The 19,402-nt window shown below is 48.9% G+C and carries 18 protein-coding genes; 9 read left to right on the top strand and 9 right to left on the bottom strand.

Features of this window, described 5'->3' with window-relative positions; translation table 11 throughout:
• Positions 1–54: 54 nt before the first annotated feature.
• Positions 55–1,038: a tRNA dihydrouridine synthase gene (locus tag LVJ86_RS05985; protein ID WP_047760159.1), complete on the top strand. Its 984-nt coding sequence runs from the start codon at positions 55–57 to the stop codon at positions 1,036–1,038.
• 77 nt (positions 1,039–1,115) lie between these two features.
• Here the strand turns inward: LVJ86_RS05985 and glnD are convergent, their stop codons facing one another.
• Positions 1,116–3,674 (bottom strand): [protein-PII] uridylyltransferase, encoded by a 2,559-nt coding sequence (gene glnD / locus LVJ86_RS05980; RefSeq protein WP_075968068.1) that lies wholly within the window; start codon positions 3,672–3,674, stop codon positions 1,116–1,118.
• A 392-nt stretch (positions 3,675–4,066) separates the two neighbouring features.
• Here glnD and LVJ86_RS05975 point away from each other — a divergent pair, with 392 nt between their 5' ends.
• Complete coding sequence (locus LVJ86_RS05975) at positions 4,067–5,422, top strand: MFS transporter (protein ID WP_047760158.1); 1,356 nt, start codon at positions 4,067–4,069, stop codon at positions 5,420–5,422.
• 115 nt (positions 5,423–5,537) lie between these two features.
• Here LVJ86_RS05975 and LVJ86_RS05970 read toward each other — a convergent pair whose 3' ends face one another.
• Both LVJ86_RS05970 and LVJ86_RS05965 read right to left on the bottom strand, forming a co-directional pair.
• Positions 5,538–6,191: a response regulator gene (locus LVJ86_RS05970; RefSeq protein ID WP_047760157.1), complete on the bottom strand. Its 654-nt coding sequence runs from the start codon at positions 6,189–6,191 to the stop codon at positions 5,538–5,540.
• Positions 6,188–8,101 carry a type IV pili methyl-accepting chemotaxis transducer N-terminal domain-containing protein gene (locus LVJ86_RS05965; RefSeq protein WP_047760156.1) on the bottom strand — a complete coding sequence of 638 codons (1,914 nt, stop codon included), beginning with the start codon at positions 8,099–8,101 and terminating at the stop codon, positions 6,188–6,190. The genes LVJ86_RS05970 and LVJ86_RS05965 overlap by 4 nt, the downstream gene beginning before the upstream one ends.
• Positions 8,102–8,331: 230 nt before the next feature.
• Between LVJ86_RS05965 and LVJ86_RS05960 the strand changes: the two genes are divergently transcribed.
• From LVJ86_RS05960 to LVJ86_RS05945, 4 genes are read left to right on the top strand one after another with little or no spacing between them, the layout of a single operon-like run.
• A complete protein-coding gene (locus LVJ86_RS05960; protein ID WP_047760155.1) occupies positions 8,332–8,580 on the top strand; it encodes a MoaD/ThiS family protein in 249 nt (82 codons plus the stop codon).
• A gap of 2 nt (positions 8,581–8,582) precedes the next feature.
• Positions 8,583–9,050: a molybdenum cofactor biosynthesis protein MoaE gene (locus tag LVJ86_RS05955; RefSeq protein ID WP_047760154.1), complete on the top strand. Its 468-nt coding sequence runs from the start codon at positions 8,583–8,585 to the stop codon at positions 9,048–9,050.
• The gene (mobA, locus tag LVJ86_RS05950) at positions 9,047–9,628 is read left to right on the top strand and encodes a molybdenum cofactor guanylyltransferase MobA (RefSeq protein WP_047760153.1); all 582 of its coding nucleotides are present in this window, start codon (positions 9,047–9,049) and stop codon (positions 9,626–9,628) included. Before LVJ86_RS05955 ends, mobA begins: the two co-directional genes overlap by 4 nt.
• A complete protein-coding gene (locus LVJ86_RS05945) occupies positions 9,625–10,824 on the top strand; it encodes a molybdopterin molybdotransferase MoeA (RefSeq protein ID WP_047760152.1) in 1,200 nt (399 codons plus the stop codon). The genes mobA and LVJ86_RS05945 overlap by 4 nt, the downstream gene beginning before the upstream one ends.
• Positions 10,825–10,951: 127 nt before the next feature.
• Here LVJ86_RS05945 and LVJ86_RS05940 read toward each other — a convergent pair whose 3' ends face one another.
• The 5 genes from LVJ86_RS05940 to typA form a co-directional block, all read right to left on the bottom strand.
• A complete protein-coding gene (locus LVJ86_RS05940; RefSeq protein ID WP_161796040.1) occupies positions 10,952–11,104 on the bottom strand; it encodes a hypothetical protein in 153 nt (50 codons plus the stop codon).
• 167 nt (positions 11,105–11,271) lie between these two features.
• Positions 11,272–11,421 carry a hypothetical protein gene (locus tag LVJ86_RS05935; RefSeq protein WP_161796039.1) on the bottom strand — a complete coding sequence of 50 codons (150 nt, stop codon included), beginning with the start codon at positions 11,419–11,421 and terminating at the stop codon, positions 11,272–11,274.
• Positions 11,422–11,489: 68 nt separating this feature from the next.
• A complete protein-coding gene (gene bioC, locus LVJ86_RS05930) occupies positions 11,490–12,272 on the bottom strand; it encodes a malonyl-ACP O-methyltransferase BioC (protein ID WP_047760151.1) in 783 nt (260 codons plus the stop codon).
• Positions 12,262–13,416 carry an 8-amino-7-oxononanoate synthase gene (gene bioF / locus LVJ86_RS05925; RefSeq protein ID WP_047760150.1) on the bottom strand — a complete coding sequence of 385 codons (1,155 nt, stop codon included), beginning with the start codon at positions 13,414–13,416 and terminating at the stop codon, positions 12,262–12,264. The genes bioC and bioF overlap by 11 nt, the downstream gene beginning before the upstream one ends.
• A gap of 240 nt (positions 13,417–13,656) precedes the next feature.
• Positions 13,657–15,468 carry a translational GTPase TypA gene (gene typA / locus LVJ86_RS05920; protein WP_047760149.1) on the bottom strand — a complete coding sequence of 604 codons (1,812 nt, stop codon included), beginning with the start codon at positions 15,466–15,468 and terminating at the stop codon, positions 13,657–13,659.
• A gap of 398 nt (positions 15,469–15,866) precedes the next feature.
• Between typA and bfr (LVJ86_RS05915) the strand changes: the two genes are divergently transcribed.
• The 3 genes from bfr (LVJ86_RS05915) to recD all read left to right on the top strand — a co-directional run bounded on the left by bfr (LVJ86_RS05915) (position 15,867) and on the right by recD (position 18,822).
• Positions 15,867–16,331 (top strand): bacterioferritin, encoded by a 465-nt coding sequence (bfr, locus tag LVJ86_RS05915; protein ID WP_047760148.1) that lies wholly within the window; start codon positions 15,867–15,869, stop codon positions 16,329–16,331.
• A gap of 25 nt (positions 16,332–16,356) precedes the next feature.
• Positions 16,357–16,830: a bacterioferritin gene (gene bfr, locus LVJ86_RS05910; protein ID WP_047760147.1), complete on the top strand. Its 474-nt coding sequence runs from the start codon at positions 16,357–16,359 to the stop codon at positions 16,828–16,830.
• A gap of 258 nt (positions 16,831–17,088) precedes the next feature.
• On the top strand, positions 17,089–18,822 hold the full coding sequence (recD, locus tag LVJ86_RS05905) for an exodeoxyribonuclease V subunit alpha (RefSeq protein ID WP_047760146.1): 1,734 nt from the start codon (positions 17,089–17,091) through the stop codon (positions 18,820–18,822).
• 183 nt (positions 18,823–19,005) lie between these two features.
• Here recD and cueR read toward each other — a convergent pair whose 3' ends face one another.
• Positions 19,006–19,398, bottom strand: a complete 393-nt coding sequence (cueR, locus tag LVJ86_RS05900) for a Cu(I)-responsive transcriptional regulator (RefSeq protein WP_075968067.1) — start codon at positions 19,396–19,398, stop codon at positions 19,006–19,008.
• Positions 19,399–19,402 lie beyond the last annotated feature (4 nt).

The following is a 19,402-nucleotide window of genomic DNA, read 5'->3' as shown; positions in this document are numbered from 1 at the left end:
CGGGTTTGAAAGATTCAAACCCGCTGATATTTTTTAATATTTTGGTATATCTTGATGAACACTCACCGTTTGGTTCTGGCTCCGATGCAGGGGCTTTGTGATGATGTAATGCGGGACCTGCTTACCCGTATCGGTGGCTTTGATGAATGTGTTAGTGAATTTGTACGCATCACCCATACGGTTCATTCCCGCCAAACCTGGTTGAAATATGTTCCTGAAATTGCTAATGGCAACCGTACTTATGCAGGGGTGCCTTGTACCGTCCAATTATTGGGTAGTGATGCTGAGAACATGGCTGTAAACGCTTTGGCAGCGGTTCGCTTAGGCGTGGATAAAATTGATCTTAATTTCGGCTGCCCGGCGCCTACGGTGAACAAGCACAAGGGCGGGGCGGTGCTTTTGAAAGAGCCTGAGCTTATCCAGCATATTGTGCAGACTTTACGTTCTGCATTGCCGCCGCACATCCCGCTCACTGCAAAAATGAGGTTGGGTTTCGAAGACAAATCACTGGCTTTAGAAAATGCTTGTGCGATTGCCGAAGGAGGGGCATGTGCGCTAACCGTTCATGCCCGTACCAAAGTAGAAGGCTACGAACCGCCGGCACATTGGCGCTGGGTAAGGAAAATACGTGATACGGTTAATATTCCGGTAACGGCCAACGGTGATGTTTTCACCTTAAACGATTATATCGGCATTAAGGCTGAAAGCGGATGCGACAGCATTATGCTTGGGCGCGGTGCGGTGATGAGGCCTGATTTGGCCAGACAAATCGCACAATATGAGCATGGAACAACGGTAGTAGAAGCACAATTTTCAGAAGTGATGGATTGGATACGCTTGTTTTTTGATTTGTGTTTGAAAAAAGAGGCGAACAATAAATATCCGGTAGCACGGTTGAAGCAATGGTTGGGGATGCTGCGTAAGGTTTATCCGGAAGCTCAATTATTGTTTGAGCATATTCGTACTATTAAAGAGGCAGAAGTACTTGAACAGGCTTTGTCGCAGTTTGAATATACAGATAAAGCGATTTTTATTTGAAAAATGCCGTCTGAAAATATTTTCAGACGGCATTTTATTTTGGCGGAAAGTTTTGAATATTTTCAGACGGCCTTGGATTAATTACTTAACTGTTCCAACAGGGCGCGCTTGAGTTCCAATTGGTTTTTGGGGTTTTCCAAATGCGGGCAATAAAGCACGAAGCTGTCTTCCACGCGCTCATCCAGCGTGGTGATTTTGGCATAGCGCAAACTGATGTTTTGGTCGGACAAGACTTCGGCGATATTGGCCAACAAATAAGGCCGGTTAACGGCAATAAGCTCCAGCGTGTACCAGCCGGGGCGGTTTTCCTCGGGTGTTAAAACGATATGCGGTGCTATCGGCAGATGGCGGCTGCGGCGACTACGGATACCGCAGGTAGCGTCGTCTTCGGTATGAAAACCGTGGATGAAGTTGTTCAGTTCGGCTTCGAGGGCACTTTGTATATAGGGATAATCGCTGCTTTGGTGGCGGGCGGGTATTTGTACGATGAAAGTATCGAGCAGATAATTATGTTCGGTTACATAGGCACGGGCCGAAAGAATATTGAGGCCATGATGGCTGAAAATACGGCACAAGCGGGCAAATACACGGGCGGCATTGGGCATAAATACCATCACCTGCAAAGTATTGCCATCGGGCGATATGCGGCTGCGTGCTTGTGCGGTTTCTATGTTATGAACGAGATTGGCGCAGTGCCACAAAATTTCTTGTGATTCGTGGCGCACGAAATAGGCAGGGCCGAGTACCTGCCACAATTTTTTTTGTTGTTTTTCAGGCGTACCGGTGTGGGAGAGTAGTTCTTGCGCACTTTTTTGGCGGCGGCTGACAATGACCGAACGGTCTCGGGTTTCACCTGCAAAATGTCGGGCAGCAGCGTGAAAGAGGTTTTGTAGAAGATTGGCTTTCCAGTCATTCCACAATTTGGGATTAGTGCCGCGAATATCGGCTACGGTAAGCAAGTAAAGGGCATTCAGCCGTTCTTGGGATTGAACCTTACTGCAAAAACGAGCGATGACGTCGGGATCTTGGATATCTTCTTTTTGAGCGGTAGCAGACATCAGCAGGTGGTTTTCTACTAACCACACCAGCAAATCACTGTCTGTTTCGGGCATAAAGTGGTCGCGGGCGAAGTCGCGGGCATCCGCCATACCTTGTTCGGAATGATCGCCGCCCCGGCCTTTGGCGATATCATGAAAAACAGCAGCCAAATATAAGATATATTTGTGCTCGAAAGAATTCATCAGGGCTGATGCAAATGGGAGCTCATGACTGTGGGCATCCATAGCCAGCCGCCTCATGTTGCGCAAAACCATCAGAATATGGTCGTCTACCGGATAGATGTGAAACAAATCATGCTGTAATAGCCCGACGATTTTTCCCCAGGCAGGCAGGTAACGTCCTAGCACGCCATACAGGTTCAGAAAACGGGCAACGTGGGTAAGGCCGCTGCCTTGTTTGAAAAAACTGATAAAACGTTCGCGGTTGACCCGATTTTGGTAAAAGTCTTCATTGATACGTTGTGAGGCAGCCCACCAAGCACGCAGGGTTTGCGGGGCAATGTCGGTGAGATCGTTGCGGCTTTGCAAAAGCTGGATGATTTTGAAAATATGGGTAGGCTTTTTGATAAATAATTTTTTATCTTTGGCAGCGATTTGGTTGCCCACTTGATAATAGTCTTCATCGATATCGTAAACGATTCGCGGCAGGCGAGAATATACGCGACCGCGCAACATGGGTAGTAGAATGCCGTTGAGCTGTTTGACTGTCTTGGTGGCACGGTAAAGCGCCCGCATCAGTTTCTCACTTTTGATATTTCGCTTGTCGTCTTGCAGCCCTTGATTAGCGGCCACTTGGGTTTGCAGGTCGAAAATCAGCCGGTCTTCTTCCCGTCCTGCTGTCAGGTGCAGGTCGATACGTATTTTAGCCAGCTGTTTATGGCTGTTCATCAGCATACCCGCTTCGGTGCGGGTAATAATGCCTTGGCTGATCAGGGTATGAATATCGGCTTCCAAGCCTTGTACTTTAGCTAGCCATAGCATTGTATGAATGTCGCGCAGCCCGCCCGGGCACGTTTTGACGTTGGGTTCTAAGACAGCGCCGGAGCCTTGGGATTTATCGTGCCTTTGCTGCATTTCTACTAATTTGGCTTCGATAAAAGTGGCGGTATCTCGTTGGAAGCCCAAATGGATAAACATTTTTTCAGCTACGAGATGGCTACCGCATAAAAAACGCGCTTCTAAAAAAGCAGTATCGCCCGTAATATCTTCGGCGGCGCTTGCGCATAATTCGTTGATACTACCGGCTTTTACAGCCGGAGCCAGTTGCATATCCCATAAGGTTTGTATAAACAGAGCGATATTTTCTTGTTCGCCTTCGGTAAGCGCCTCTTCGGAAACAATAGCTAAATCCAAATCTGAAAAGGGATACATTTCGCCGCGTCCGTAACCGCCGGTTGCCAGCAAACATAAAGGCCTGCCTGCAAAAAATTCAGCCCATAGCGTACCCAATGCAGTATCTAGCGCATTGCCGTATCGTTCGAAAAAAAGATTGGGCTGACGATTCTCACGGTAGGCGTCTACGGCTTGCTGCTTTTTTAGACGCAGTTCCTGCTGAACGGATTGAATAAGGGTTTGCATAATAAATCTTCCGATATGGCGCATAGCGCGGGTGTTATCGAACCCGGCGGAAAAGGGTGAACTGTTGAATCATGCCATAAAAAAAATGGTTTGGCTGCACCGGTGAGGTATTGTTTTAGAGAAAAACAACCACCGCAATGCCGAAAATTTTCAGACGGCATGAATGGCTCCGGAGTTACCTAAGTTTACAATTGATGGTTTTTTGTAAACTTGCTATATTGGGTACGATACTGCCGCAAAACCTGATTGGCCTGAAGAACGCACTACCATATGCTTATTCCGAGGGATATCTCGCTCACAAAGCACAGATGCACAACTCCGGGTTAACTGTCTATCCGACGGCAAATAAGCGGTGTTTATTTAACAGACAATATTTTGGAGTGCATCTGAAAATGAGTAATATTACCCGGGGTGCAGACGGGCAAGAGGCCGTGTTGCGCAACGATCCGTACAAAGTGGCGGTTGCCTCAATGATCGGTACGGCTATCGAATTTTACGATTACTATATCTATGCGGCAGCAGCTGTGCTGGTGTTCAATACCCAGTTCTTCGACAAAAGCAACCCCGGCGTTGCTATTTTGCTTTCACTTTCCACATTGGCTTTGGCTTTTTTTGCCCGCCCTTTGGGATCGGCACTTTTCGGACATTTCGGCGATAAAATTGGCCGTAAGAAAACTTTAGTGGCTTCTTTGCTAACTATGGGGATTTCTACCGTTGCCATCGGTTTGTTGCCCACTTATCAAAGTATCGGTATTTGGGCACCTTTGTTTTTGTGTATCTGCCGTATCGGGCAGGGGCTTGGCTTAGGCGGAGAATGGGGCGGTGCGGCTCTGGTTGCTACGGAAAACGCTCCCGAGGGCAAGCGTGCCTGGTTCGGTACATTTCCGCAATTGGGAGCACCCATCGGTCTGTTATTGGCTAACGGTGCCTTTTTCGGCGTGAGTGCGATTTTTGGTGCCGATGCGTTGGTTGAATGGGCTTGGCGTATTCCTTTTCTAATTTCGATTGTTTTGGTGTTAATCGGTCTTTATATGCGCCTGACGCTGCATGAAAGCCATGTCTTTAAAGAAGTTGAAGATAAAGGTTTGAAAGTGGATGCGCCGGTAAAAGAGGTGATGGTGAAGCATATCAAGCCGATTCTGCAGGGTACGTTTATCATGACTGCAACGTATGTGCTGTTTTATGTGATGACGGCATTTGTGCAGGTTTATTCTAAAAGCCCTGTGGCTTTGTCGCCGTCAGGACATCCTACGGGTTTGGGTATCGCGGCAAATACCTTTACCGGATTTTTGATGATCGGAGCGGTGGTGTTTGGTATTTTTACCAGTATTTCAGGTATTTTTGCAGATAAAATCGGCCGCCGTGCTTGGTTGATCGGCATAACCTTGCTTATTATTATTTTCGGTTTGGCGATGCCCTTGTTTCTGCTGAACGGTACACCTGTCAGTGTTTTGGCTTTTATTTTGGTCGGTATGGTGTTGATGGGTTGTACTTTCGGCCCGATGGCCGCTTTGTTGCCTGAGCTTTTCCCTACTGAAGTACGCTATTCGGGCGCATCGCTTGCATATAATTTTGCCGCTATTGTCGGAGCGTCGATTGCAACTATTGTGGCGATTAAATTGAATGAAAATTACGGTTTAATGGGTGTAGGCGTTTATTTGGCCGTAAACGGTATTTTATCGTTATTGGCATTATGGAGCGTACACGAGACAAAAGATGTTAGTTTGGTGAAAGTGAGCCGCAATTGAAATAATGCCGTCTGAAAAGAGACCCGGAAGGGTCTCTTTTTTTAAGGTTGATTTACCCGAATACAAGGAAAGTGAAACGGGCTTACCGCTTCATTTTTGTGCTCGGCTATGTTTTCTAGTCCGGTTGCGGTACGTTGTGCTGTACGGCATATACGGCTGCCTGTACTCGGCTGGTTAGCTCAAGTTTACGTAAGATATTTTGCACGTGTACTTTAATAGTGGATTCGGCTAAATCCAAATGGCGGGCAATCACTTTATTACTGTGGCCCGCGGCCAAGTGGCCGAGAATTTCCATTTCCCTAGGTGTTAGGCTGGCTAATTCTTGGTTTTTTGGCGGAGTGGTGGGGGAAATCAGCGATTGAACCAGGCGTGCCGTCATTTCGGGCGAAAAAACGTTATCACCGTCTACGGCTTTGCGGATGCTTTCAAGTAAAAAGTCGGCATTGATATTTTTCAGCAGAAAGCCGCGTGCGCCGATACGCATACATTCGGTGAGATCGTCGCTGTCTTCCGATACGGTCAGCATCACTACGGTTTGTTCGGGCTTGGCACTAAGGATTTGTGCCAAGGCTTCGCGGCCGTTCATTACGGGCATATCCAAATCCAGTAGTACAATGTCGGGACACACCTGCTCTACCAACTTGACTCCGGCTAGGCCATCGGCAGCTTCGCCGACGATTTCAAAATCGTTCTGTCTTGAAAGCAATGCTTTGATTCCGCTGCGAAATAGTGTGTGGTCATCGATTAATGCAATTTTAATATGGCTCATGTTACGGTTCTTTCGTGATGTGGCAGGGTAAGGGTGATTTCAGTACCTTCGGTTACCCCGGATTGTATGTTAAGTTCTGCATGAATGCGACGTGCGCGCTCGTGCATAATGCCCAGTCCGACGTGCTCGCCGGAAATTTGTTTGAGGCGGGCGGTATCAAAACCGATGCCGTTGTCGCGGATGCGTAGTATGAAATCTTGCTCGTTGATAATCTGGATGTCGACATGTCGGGCTTGGGCATGTTTGCGGATGTTCGACAAACTCTCTTGCAGGATGAAAATCACTTGAAGTTGTTCGTCGCTGCTAAGGGGAAAGCCTTCTCCCTGCCAACGGATATCGGCGGGAATCTGGGTTTGTTGTTCGAAGCGTTTTATTAGAGTATGCACGGCTTCGGGAAATTCTTTACGGCTGATTTTGGTACGGAAATTGAGTAGTAGTTCGCGTACGTCATCATAGCATTCTTGTACGCCGTCTTTGATAAAGCGCAGATTTTCTTCGGCTTGCTCTTGTTCTTGGCGCTGCATGGCGCTTTCAAGCATTTGCACTTGCAGGTTGAGAAAGGTGAGTGTTTGGGCAATGCTATCGTGCAGGCCTTGTGCCATCAGGTTACGCTCTTGTAATACGGCTAATTGTCGGCTTTCTTCTACTAATCGGATATTGGCGATGGTTACGCCGAGTTGGTCGCACAGTGCTTTGAGTAGGGCGGTCTCTTGGTTGGATAGTTTGAGGCCGCCTGAAAAATACAGTGTGAGAATACCGATTTTTTGCTCTTGGTAGCGGATCTGGAAAACAGCGATATCATCAAAGCCGACACGCTCGCATAAGGTTTTTGCGATATTTTCACCGGATACCTTTTGATGCGTATCGTAAAACTGTACGGGATAGCCGTCTGTACGCGCGGCAGATTTTCCGCAAAGGCAGTCTTCAAGATGTTCGCATTGCTCAGCATTCTGCATTGTTTGAGGCAAGCCACTGCTGGCAACTAAATCCATCCGTTGCCTATCGAAATCAAGCAGCCGGATACTGGCTGCCGAAGCCGGTAGCTGAGGTAATACTTTATTGAGAAAATTATCGGCGGCTTTTACGGAGGTTTGTGATTGGTGTAGTTCGCTTGAGGTTTGGTACAGCGTTTCCAATTCGTGGTTTTTTAATTCGAGATTGCGCGTTTGCAAAGCCACTTGGCCTTCAAGGTCGGTATAGAGAGTTTGCAGGTGTGCGCTCATCTGATTGAAGCCTTTGCCCAATTGGTCAAATTCGGCAACGGTGCCGGTGGCAACGCGGGTGCCGAAATGGCCTTTGCGGATGGCACTTACCCCTTCGCGTAAAATATCAATCGGACGGATTACCCATAAATACAGTAATACCACCATCACACCGGCACCAACCAATACCATGACCATCAAGGCCGTCTGAAAAAGGCGGAGCCATTCGGTATTGCGGGTATTGATTTTTTCTACCGAAAGAACAAAGTCATCAATAATACCGACGAATTGTTTGAGTTGCGCGGCATCGGGTACGGTGCCTGCCTGAATTTTCGGCTTGATATTCTGATACCAATGTTGCTGCATATTATGCATATTTTGGTGGATTTGCGGTGTATCGGGCAGAAACAGCGGGCGTTTGGGGTCACCTTTTTCAATGGTATGCAGTGCATCTTCGAAAGATTGCAGTTGGGCTTCGATCACCGCATAATCTGCTTGGCGCTCGGCCAGATAAGCCAAACGGTAGGTACGCATACGCAGGCTGCCCGCCTCGTTGATAGCTGCCCCTGCGCCTTCCAGCCGCCATGAAAGTACCAGCGTGAAAGCGATGGAAAACAAAGCCGCGCCTACCCACAAACAGGTAAGCAGTTTAAGTCGCCCGGATAAACTGGCGGTGTATTTTCGGCGGAACCGTGCAATCAGATTCATGGATAAGGCAGGTTGGTAAAAATGATGGATACCCTATCACCGTAAGAAGCGGGCTGCAATCCGCCAAAGGGAGGATGCCGCTTTAGCCTTATGAAGATGGGTTTTGCGGTAAAATTCTGACAATATTTCCATAACACGGTAGGAAACGGTACAGGCAAGGCGTTTCAGACGGCTTGTAATGCGGTTGTAAATACCGTGGTTACAAATAATACGATAATGGTTTGAACACAATGATTACGATTCTTTATTTCGGTGTATTGAAACAGCAGCTGGCTACCGTACAGGAACAGCTGGAATGGCAGGGCGGCAGTGGTCGGGAGCTGTTGGAATTTTTACATGCACGCGGTGAAGTATGGCGCGAGGCTTTGGCAGAAGACAAGATTTTCCGGTTAGTCATCAATAAGAAAATCAGCAGTTGGGAAGACTATATCCCTTCAGGTGCCGAAGTCGGCCTGTTGCCCCCGGTAACAGGGGGCTGAATATGAAAACCCTCATTCGTATCCAGCATGAAGATTTCAACATTAACGAAGAGTATCAGGCGTTGCTTCAACGAAGCCGTAATACCGGAGCCGTCGTGGCGTTTAGCGGATTGGTGCGCGATAGAGATACCGATACCCCGCTTTCGCATTTATTTTTGGAGCATTTCCCTGAGGTAACGGAAGCGGAAATAGCCCGTATTGCCGATTCCGCCTTCAACCGTTGGCCACTTACCGCCTGCACCATTATCCATAGGGTGGGAATGTTGGCGGCAGAAGAGCAGATAGTATTGGTATTGGTTGCTTCCGAACACCGAAAAGCCGCATTTGCCGCTGCCGAATACCTGATGGATTACCTTAAAACAGAAGCCCCGTTTTGGAAGCAGGAGCATTTTTCAGACGGCCGTTCTCATTGGGTGGAGGCTAAAACTACCGATATGCAAGCGGCCCAAAGTTGGAAAAAGGCGCAATGAATATTACGGCATTGATTTTGGCAGGCGGACAAGGCAGCCGCATGGGGGGCGAAGACAAAGGTTTGATTGAGTGGCAAGGCAAAGCTTTTATTGACCATGTGGTCGACTGCCTGCGTCCCCAAGTAAAACATATTGCCATCAGTGCCAACCGCAATTTGGAGCAATACGCACAGCGCAGCCCGCATGTATTCTCCGATGCGCGGCGTTGGCAGATGATGGGCCCTTTGGCCGCATTGTGTACCGCTGCCAGCGATTTGCAATTGGTCAGTGCGGATTGGCTGTTAACCGTGCCTTGCGACACTCCCTATCTGCCGCCGGATTTGGCCGCCACATTTTCGGCGGCCGCCCGTAAATCCCCTTTGTGCCATGCGTTTTATGCGCAAACTTCTGCGCGTGCGCATTACAGCATTATGTTTGTCCGTCCGCAGCTTTTGCCTGCCGCAGTCACTTATCTGAATGCCGGTGCCCGCACTATTCGCGGTTGGCTGCAGCAACAGCGCGCCCGAGCAGTGATGTTTCCGCATGAGGCTGATTTCACTAATTACAACTCACCACAAGATATGGAATATCCGACATGATAGATTTCGAAACCGCCCGCCGGCAATTATTCGATACTCATAATTGTACGCTGGAATGCGTTAATCTTGCCTTAGGAGAAGCTGCCAACCGTGTATTGGCAGCTCCGCTGAATGCCCGCTATCCAAGCCCTTTGTTTGATAATAGTGCGATGGACGGCTATGCCGTTTGCGATACCGAAGGGGGTTTGAAGCAATTTTCCGTAGTCAGCCGTATTCAAGCAGGGCAAACTGCCGATATGCCGTTATCTCACGGGCAGGCGGTACGGATTTTTACCGGTGCGCCGCTGCCGGCCAATACTAGCGCCGTCGTACCGCAGGAGCAAACTACGATAGACGGCGATATTCTTTCGGTTGAGGCCGATATCCGTACAGGGCAGCATATGCGCCTGAAGGCTGAAGAAATCGATGCAGGGCAAGAGTTGTTGCCGGAAGGATGCACCCTGAATGCCGCTGCTTTGGGCTTGGCCGCTTCCCAGGGGTATAAGAATGTTCCCGTGTTTGCACGTTTAAAAGTTATTGTATTTTCCAGCGGCAATGAATTGACCGAACCGGGCGATGCTTTGGGGGAAAGTAAAATTTATGATGCCAACCGTTACCAATTGATGGCATTGTTGCGCATGATTGGCGCCGAAGTTATGGACGGCGGTATTTTGCCCGATGATTTGGCGCGGACGGAAGCTGCTTTGGGCTTTGCCGCTAAAAAATTTGATGTAATTGTTACCAGCGGCGGTGCCTCCGTAGGGGAAGCCGATTATCTCAAACAGGCAATCGAAAATGTCGGCCATCTGACTACGCACACATTGGCCATCAAGCCCGGCAAGCCTTTCGCGTGGGGCAGTATCGCACGTACCAATGTATTTATCCTGCCGGGTAATCCTGTTGCGACATTTGTAACCGCACATATGTTGCTGTTGCCGGTACTAAACAAAATGATGGGTAAAAACCCCCGTCATTGGCAATTGCCCGTGATCACTGCCAAAGCGGCTTTCAATACTGCCAAACCGATTAAACGCAGGGAGTTTTTACGGGTAATGGTAGAAACAGATGAGGCTGGCGATACCGTGGCCCGTTTGTTACCGAATCAGGGTTCCGCCATGCTCAGTACTTGCGCGCGCGCGCATGCGTTTTGCGAAGTGCCTCCCGGAGAAACCATTTCCGAAGGGCAGAAGGTTAATATTCATTTATTGCCCGATTAATTTTCCTCGTAAAAATGCCGTCTGAAAAATGTGTGGTTTTCAGACGGCATTTTATTTTTGTAATAAAAACTTATAAAGCGCGGATCCGTTGGTTTCGTATGGTTGCCTGCTGGTGTTTTCTAAGCCATTAGCGGGGAAGGTCAAAGCTTTCTATTTTGGGCAAGCGGCAGATTTTTCCGTGACGGTCGGGATGTGCTTTGCCATCCGTACCGCGTATTTCCAGCGCGCCGTTGCCTACAAAAAATACCATATTATGTGCTGCGGCATCTAATTCAATCATACCGTCTTTTTCCAAAGAAACCTTCCCCGCCTGATTTGCGGCAGCTCACCGGCCACTCTGCCGACATAGCGGCTTTTGAAAACATAAATTCCCTCTGGGCGGAGCGTTAGTTCGGCCTCAATGTAATCGCAGTCCGGTCAGGGCAATTCACCGCGATATAGGCCAGCCTATTGGCTGGCATCTTGGCGGGATACCGATTGTAAAGGTTGCTGGGCGGAGGTTTTTTGCCGCGGTTGGCCTGAACCAGGAGGAGAGCAGGCGGATAGTGCCGCGAGAAGGATGATGCAGCCTGCCGTTTTCCATTTTTGCGCTTTCATGACTTTTTTCCAAGTAATCTTGTTTGGTAATGGGAGGCCGTATCGAAAAATCAGCCATAGGTGTTTTCCTATAAGGCTTTTCGAGCGATAACGTAAACTACATGGTAATCAAGCGGTAGCAAGCCGTTTTCATCCCGCATGGCTTCATAGGCCGTCTGAAATTTCAGCCAACGCTGTTTGCCCGTCAGGCCGCGTTCAGTGCGCTCAAGCACATGATTGGCGCCGACGTGTTTCAAATCACCCAAAAGGCTTTTGAGATCAGGGAAGCGGCGGGTACAGGTTTCACTAAAAATTGTGCGGGTAGCAAAAATATCGAAAGCAGCGGTGATTTCCTCTTGCGGTAGAAAGCGGTTGGTGTGTGCGGCATGGTCTGCCGCTTGCCAAGCATGTGAAAGCTGGCTCAGGCTGCCTTGTGAGAGTGTGGCAACGGCCGCTATTCCGCCCGGTTTTAATACCCTCAGCATTTCTGCGGCGGTTTGAGGAAGATCGCACCATTGCACCGCAAGGCTGCTAAAGCAGATATCGAAACTGTTTTCGGTAAGAGGCAATGCTTCGGCATCGGCCAGGAGGCAGGCAGGGGCATCGGGTGTTTGGCGGATATGGCGCAACATGCCCTCGGCTAAGTCTAAAGCCAGCACGTTGGCGCCTTCTTCGGTGAGAATACGGCTGAAGTAGCCGCTGCCGGCACCGATATCGAGAATGTTTTTTCCGGTTAGTCCGTTTGCTTCAGTGCATTGCAAATATTGCAGCAGGGTATGGCCGACATGGCGTTGGAGTTCGGCCGCGCGGTCATATCCTTGGGCGGCTTGGCTGAATGCGCGGGCGATACGTATTTTTTGTTCAGACGGCATAGTGCAATCCTTGCAAAAGGGCGTCGATATGTTCTGCTTCATGAGCGGCAGTCAATGTAATGCGAAGGCGCGCCTGCCCTTGCGGTACGGTAGGTGGCCGGATAGCGGGTACATACAAACCTTGTGCCGATAGCTTTTCAGCGGCATCCAATGCGGCTTGATTGCTGCCGCATATAAGCGGCTGAATGGCGGTTTGAGAGGGGAGCAGGCGTTCTGCCATACCGAGTTGCCGAATCCCTGCTCGGAAACGGGTAATGTTTTGCTGCAGTTTCGCTCTTAATCCGTCTGCTTCCCGTATCCGTTGGAATGCGGTGCTGAGTGCAACGGCTTGGGCTGGCGGGATAGCCGTACTGTAAATCAGATGCCGGGCAAATTGGATCAGGTACTCGGCAGTTTCATGGTTGCACAATACGGCGGCTCCCATTGAGCCGACTGCCTTTCCGAATGTGATGATCAGGATGTCGGGATGTTCGCCTGCCGCTGCCGCACTGCCCCGGCCTTCTTTTCCGAGTACCCCGATACCGTGCGCATCGTCTAGGAGCAATAAGGCTCCGTAGCGGCGGGAGAGTGCGCATAATTGCGGGATATCGGCACAATCGCCGTCCATACTGAATACGCCTTCACTGGCGATTAAAACAGAGTTATCGGCGTATGTTTCGAGTTGTTGGGCAAGAATGTCGTAACGTTGATGGGCGAAACGGCGGTAAAGCGCCGGAGAGAGTGCGGCGGCTTCCTGCATGGAAGCATGGCAAAGTTTATCGGCCAGAAGAATATCATCTTGACGGAGCAGACCGAGTAATACGGCTTGATTCGCGCTGTATCCGCTGGAAAACAGTAAGGCGCGCTCATAGCCCAACCATTGTTGCAATTGCTGTTCTAGGGTCGCATGCGCTTCGGTATGGCCGCTAACTAGGGGCGAGCCTCCGCTGCCTATACCATAACAGGATAAGGCTTGCTGCCATGCGCGGATGATTTCGGGATCATGGCTAAGGCCAAGATAATCGTTTCCCCCGAAATTCAGGTAGCGTTTTCCGTTGCGCTCGAGGTAAGGCGGTTGAGTTGCACGGCGGGCGATGAGGCGGCGATAAGCCTGCTTGCGCTGTTGTTCGGCTAATGCCTGTTGAAAGCGGGCTGTCCAAGTCATAATGAAAACGGATATATAAAGGTGCTGCGAGTGTGCGTATTTTTAAACGTACTGTCAAATTTTATGAAGGGTTAACTGATATCCGGATAGGAAGAAAGGGATGGAGGGGTTGCAAATCAAATGTTTGCAAAATAAAAAATTTGATTACGGGTATTCCAGTGAATATCCGTAATTGATGGTTTTAATAAAAATGCCGTCTGAAAATATTTTCAGACGGCATTTTCACAAGATTAATGTTAATTAATCAAGTTTTTTGAAATGCTTGCGGCGCTCATGTTCTTGCAGGTAGCGTTTGCGCAAGCGGATGGATTGCGGAGTAATCTCGACCAGCTCGTCGTCATCGATAAATTCTACTGCGCTTTCCAAAGTCAGCTTGATCGGTGTGGTCAAGCGTACGGCTTCATCGGTACCGCTGGCGCGAACGTTGGTGAGCTTTTTACCTTTGAGAGGGTTAACCACCAAATCGTTGTCGCGGCTGTGGATGCCGATAATCATACCTTCGTAGATTTTCTCGCCCGGGGATACGAACATACGGCCCCGGTCTTCAAGATTCCACAGGGCATAAGCTACGGCTTCACCGTTTTCTTGCGATACCAATACACCGTTATGACGGCCCGGCATATCCGGTTTTATGGGTGCATAGTCATCGAAAACGTGGCTCATCAAACCGGTACCGCGGGTCATGGTCATGAATTCGCCCTGGAAACCGATCAAACCGCGTGCCGGAATATGGTATTCCAAACGTGTGCGGCCGTTTCCGTCGCTTTCCATATTGGTCAGCTCGCCGCGGCGGCGTCCCAGCTCTTCCATAACCGCCCCTTGGTTATCGTCGGGTACGTCTACGGTCAGGTTTTCATACGGCTCGCATTTTTCACCGTTGATCTCACGATATACTACGCGCGGCTTGCCTACGGCCAGCTCATAACCCTCGCGGCGCATATTTTCAAGAAGGATAGTCAGGTGAAGCTCACCGCGGCCGGATACGCGGAATACGTCGGCATCATCGGTATCTTCTACGCGCAGGGCTACGTTGGTCAGCAACTCTTTTTGCAAACGGTCGCGGATTTGGCGGGAGGTAACGAATTTACCTTCCGTGCCGGCCAGCGGGCTCGTGTTAACCATGAAGTCCATGGTGAGGGTAGGTTCGTCCACGCTTAACATGGGCAGGCCGACAGGGTTGTCTTTTTCGCAGATGGTTACGCCGATACCGATATCCTCGATGCCGGAAATGATTACGATATCGCCCGCTTCGGCTTCTTCCAAAGGCACGCGCTCCAAGCCTTTAAAGCCCAAGAGTTGGTTGATGCGGCCTTGGGCGACTTGTTTGTCGTGATTCATTACGGAAACGACTTGGCCCGGTTTGATGCGGCCGTTAAGGATGCGGCCGATACCCAGGCGGCCGGTATAGTTGTCGTAATCGAGTTGTGAAATTTGCAGTTGCAGCGGTGCGCCCGCACTACCGCTGGGGGCGGGAGTATGTTTCAGAATGGTGTCGAAAAGCGGACGCATGTTGTCGCTTTCGTCTTCTTCTTCCAACTTGGCAAAACCCGAAAGGCCCGAAGCGTAAACGATGGGGAAGTCCAGCTGCTCGTCTGTGGCTCCGAGATTGTCGAATAATTCGAAGGTTTGGTCGATTACCCAACTCGGACGTGCGCTCGGTTTGTCGATTTTATTGATGACAACGATCGGTTTCAGGCCGAGTGCGAGTGCTTTTTTGGTAACGAAGCGGGTTTGCGGCATGGGGCCTTCTTGGGCGTCGACTAACAATACTACACAGTCGACCATGCCGAGTACACGTTCTACTTCACCACCGAAGTCGGCGTGTCCGGGCGTATCAACGATGTTGATATGGTAGCCTTCATATTCGATGGCGGTATTTTTGGCAAGAATGGTAATGCCGCGTTCTTTTTCAAGGTCGTTGCTGTCCATTACGCGTTCGTCAACCTGCTGATTGGCGCGGAATGTACCGGATTGGCGCAGTAGTTGGTCAACCAAGGTGGTTTTACCGTGGTCAACGTGGGCGATAATGGCAATATTGCGAATTGCTTTCATGGCTTAAGGGCCTTTATAAATTTCTAAAAAGATAACTGCACATTATAACACGGTTTTCCAGCTAATTTGCGAATCGTTATGTGTATGTAAACCTTGAAGGTGGCGGGTGTTGTAATGATATAGTCATTTTCTCTAGTTAATTTTTGTAAATTAACAGGCGGCGTGTGATAGATTATCAATATCATAAGTGACAAAAATCTAAAATAAACAAACATCTAAGCGGGAGCGTAAGCATGGAGGCAATGTGGTTACATTTGATAATTGTTTGTATTTTAAATAGAAAGTTGAAAAATATACCCCGGTTGTTACAATGGCGTCATGAATAGAAACCGTGACATGCCGTCTGAATGGCTAGGGCGGTATGGCTGCATATTGTTAATACTGAAAGGAAAGACACAATGCAAGGCAACCCAGAAGTGATTGCTTATATGAACGAACTTTTAGCCGGTGAGCTTGCCGCGCGTGACCAATATTTTATCCATTCACGGATGTATGCCGAGTGGGGGTATAACAAACTCTTTGAGCGCTTGGGACATGAAATGGAAGAAGAAACCGAGCATGCAGAGGCTTTTATCCGCCGTATTTTGATGTTGGGCGGCACACCTAAAATGGTACCCGCCGCTGTGAATATCGGTGAAGATGTTCCGGCCATGTTGCGCGCTGATTTGAATACGGAATATGAAGTACGTGATGCTTTGAAAAAAGGCATTAAGTTGTGCGAGGAAAAGCAGGACTATGTAACCCGTGAGCTGATGGTGGCACAGTTGAAAGATACCGAAGAAGACCATGCGCATTGGTTGGAACAGCAGCTGCGTTTGATTGAATTGATGGGTTTGCAAAACTATTTGCAAAGCCAACTGTAATCATCACGAAATTAAGGAGAGTGTGATGCAAGGCGACCGTATGGTGATTCGCGAACTGAATAAAAATCTGGGTTTGCTACTGGTAACCATCAACCAATATTTTCTACACGCCCGCATTTTGAAAAACTGGGGCTTGGAAGAATTAGGCGAGCATTTTTACAAACAGTCTATCGTAGAAATGAAATCAGCCGATGCTTTAATCGAGCGGATTTTGATGCTGGAAGGCCTGCCTAATTTGCAAGAGTTGGGTAAATTGTTGATCGGCGAAAATACCGAAGAAATCATTGACTGTGATTTGAACAAAGAGAATGAGAAACATCAAGCTTTAGCGGCGGCAATTGCTTTGTGTGAAGAGAAGCAGGACTATGTCAGCCGTGCGCTGCTTGAAAAGCAAAAAAATATCAACGAAGAACACATTGACTGGCTGGAAACCCAGCAAGAACTAATTGCCAGTTTGGGTTTGCCCAATTACCTGCAAACAGGGGCGCAAGAGAGCTGATACAATATTCTTACGCAATATACTTTGGCAGTTTTTCAGACGGCACACCTTATGGGCGTGCCGTTTTTATATGCTAACATTGCTTTTTCCGTATCGAGCAAGATTGGGGTAGTTTACTGATCGGTTATTTGATTTTGCCGTTTGAAAATATATTTGGCCGGAATGAACGATTTGTTCGGCAGCTTTTTATCATACTGCCTTGCTTTTTGTCTTATTTTTAATATAAATCAATATATTATTTTAGAAATTAACTAAACGATGACAGGCGAAGTTTTACAGATAGACCCTAACCGCGCGGCAGCGGAAGCCGTAGCCGATTTACTGATGCGCCGCAGTCCCGAAATGGCCGGCAAAGTGTTGCCGTATCTGCCGCGTTTGTTTTCTGCACTTTCAGACGGCCATGCTTTTATTTGGTTGAATGACGAGGAGGCGGAAGAGCTTTCCCAGGCATTTCCGATTGTGGGTAACAGCGGCAATACGCCGCTGATTTTGGAGGGGCGTCGGCTGTTTATCGGCAGAATCTGGCAGCTTGAATACGATTTGGCCAGAGAGATTGTACGTTTGGCTAAGTCTGAAATTGCGCCGGTGGATTGGATGCAAGCGGCACAATTGTTATCCGATTGGTTTATACGTCCGGGTAGTGAAGGGCAGAGGGACGCGGCTACTTTGGCGTTGCTGAAGCCGTTTATGTTGATTAGCGGTGGCCCGGGTACGGGCAAAACCACTACGGTGGCAAAATTGTTGGGCTTGTTGTGCAGCGGTATTTCTGCTTTGCCGCGCATCGCATTGGCGGCGCCCACGGGTAAAGCCGCGGCACACATGGCGCGCGCTTTATACAGAGCTTTGGATGATTTCGAGTTGTCGGAAAAAGTGCGTAATCATCTGCTTCAGTTAGAAGGCCAAACCGTACACCGTTTATTAAAATTGCGCCCTCCGCAGATGGCGCCGCAATTTAATGCCGACCAACCGCTGCCTTTGGATATTTTGGTTGTAGACGAAGCCTCTATGCTTGATATCGCTTTGTTGCGCCAGCTGTTGGCTGCCGTTCCCAGCGGTTGCCGTGTGATATTGTTAGGAGATGAAAACCAATTGCCTTCGGTAGGTGCAGGGGCTGTGTTGGCGCAGTTGGCACAACCCACCATATTAAGCGGCGAGACTGCACAACTATTGCAGAACATGTTGCCGCAACACGGTTTTCAGACGGCCTCTCAGCCGCAGCCTTTATCGGAAAATATCGCCCGCTTGTTGGTAAGCCACCGTTTTGGCGAAAACAGTGGAATCGGCAATTTGGCACGTTCGGTAGTGGCGGAAGATGCCGACAAAGCTTGGGCTCAGTTTGAACGTCATCCCGAAGTATTGTCGGCAAGGCAGGGGACGAGCCGTTTGCAAGCCGAAGAACTGTATGAATTACAGAAGGACTATTGGGCAGCTGTAGACGAAGGTAATGTGGCCAAAGCATTTGCCCGTCAAACTGATGCGGTTGTATTGGCTGCGTGGCGTGATGATGCGATCGAATTTAATGCAACCTATCGCCGCTGCTTGGCGAAATACGGGCGGGTGCGGACCGATACATCATGGTTTGCAGGGCAGATATTGATGGTGGAGCGCAATGATTACAGTTTGGGTGTGTTTAACGGTGATATCGGATTGGTGATGCCTGATGAAAATAATCGCTTAAGCGCTTGGTTTGCTTCGGCAGACGGATATCGTCAGATTGCCTTGAGCCGCTTGCCTGCAACCGTTGAAGCATTTGCGATGACGGTACATAAAAGCCAAGGTTCGGAATACCGCGATGTTTGGCTGCTGCTGCCTTCCGTAACTTTATTGTCCGAGAATGGGGCGGGGTTGAACAAAGCCTTGCTTTATACTGCTATTACACGGGCGCGTGAAAGATTTGTTTTTTGGGGAGAGGAGGCGGCCTTTAAGCGTGCTTGTGTTTTGAACGAACCGCGCCGTAGTGCTTTGCGTGAAATGATAGGGCGTTTGTATTGAAAATAAAATATGGATAAAGAAGAGGCCGTCTGAAAAGTTTCAGACGGCCTTGTATATTTTGTATTTAGGCCCAGGGTAATCATGGTGCTTGATGATTGCGACCAACCTTATGCTATGTTTGAAAACGGGGTTTATAAGTATTTTTATTTTGCAGTATATGCTTCCACGGCTTTTATATCTTTTTTATGTATGATTTGACAGTTGTTCGATAATCGGACAACAGGGATCAAGATTACCTTGGCAGCTGTCGTGCCAACTTTGTAAAGTGGACGTCATGCTTTGTAGGCGTTCGATTTTTTCGCGTAGGTCGAGAATATGCCGGGCAGTCAGCTGTTTTACCTCTGCACTGGTGCGTTGGGGATTATTTTTCAGCTCAAGCAGGGTTTTGATTTGCGCAAGCGAGAAACCCACATCTCGCGCGTGTTTGATAAAGTGCAGAGCTTCCAGGTCGGCATCGGTGTAGCGGCGGTAACCTGATTGGTTGCGTTCCGCTTGAGCGATCAGCCCCATTTTTTCATAATCGCGGATCATTTTTCCGGAAAGCCCTGTACGTTTGGCCGCTTCGCTGATGTTCACGGTT

Origin of the sequence: Neisseria arctica, from assembly GCF_022870905.1 — a bacterium.
In the GTDB taxonomy this organism is placed as follows: Bacteria; Pseudomonadota; Gammaproteobacteria; order Burkholderiales; family Neisseriaceae; genus Neisseria; species Neisseria arctica.
The sequence above is the reverse complement of the archived record's forward strand: the minus strand, read 5'-3'. Positions and strand labels throughout refer to the sequence as shown.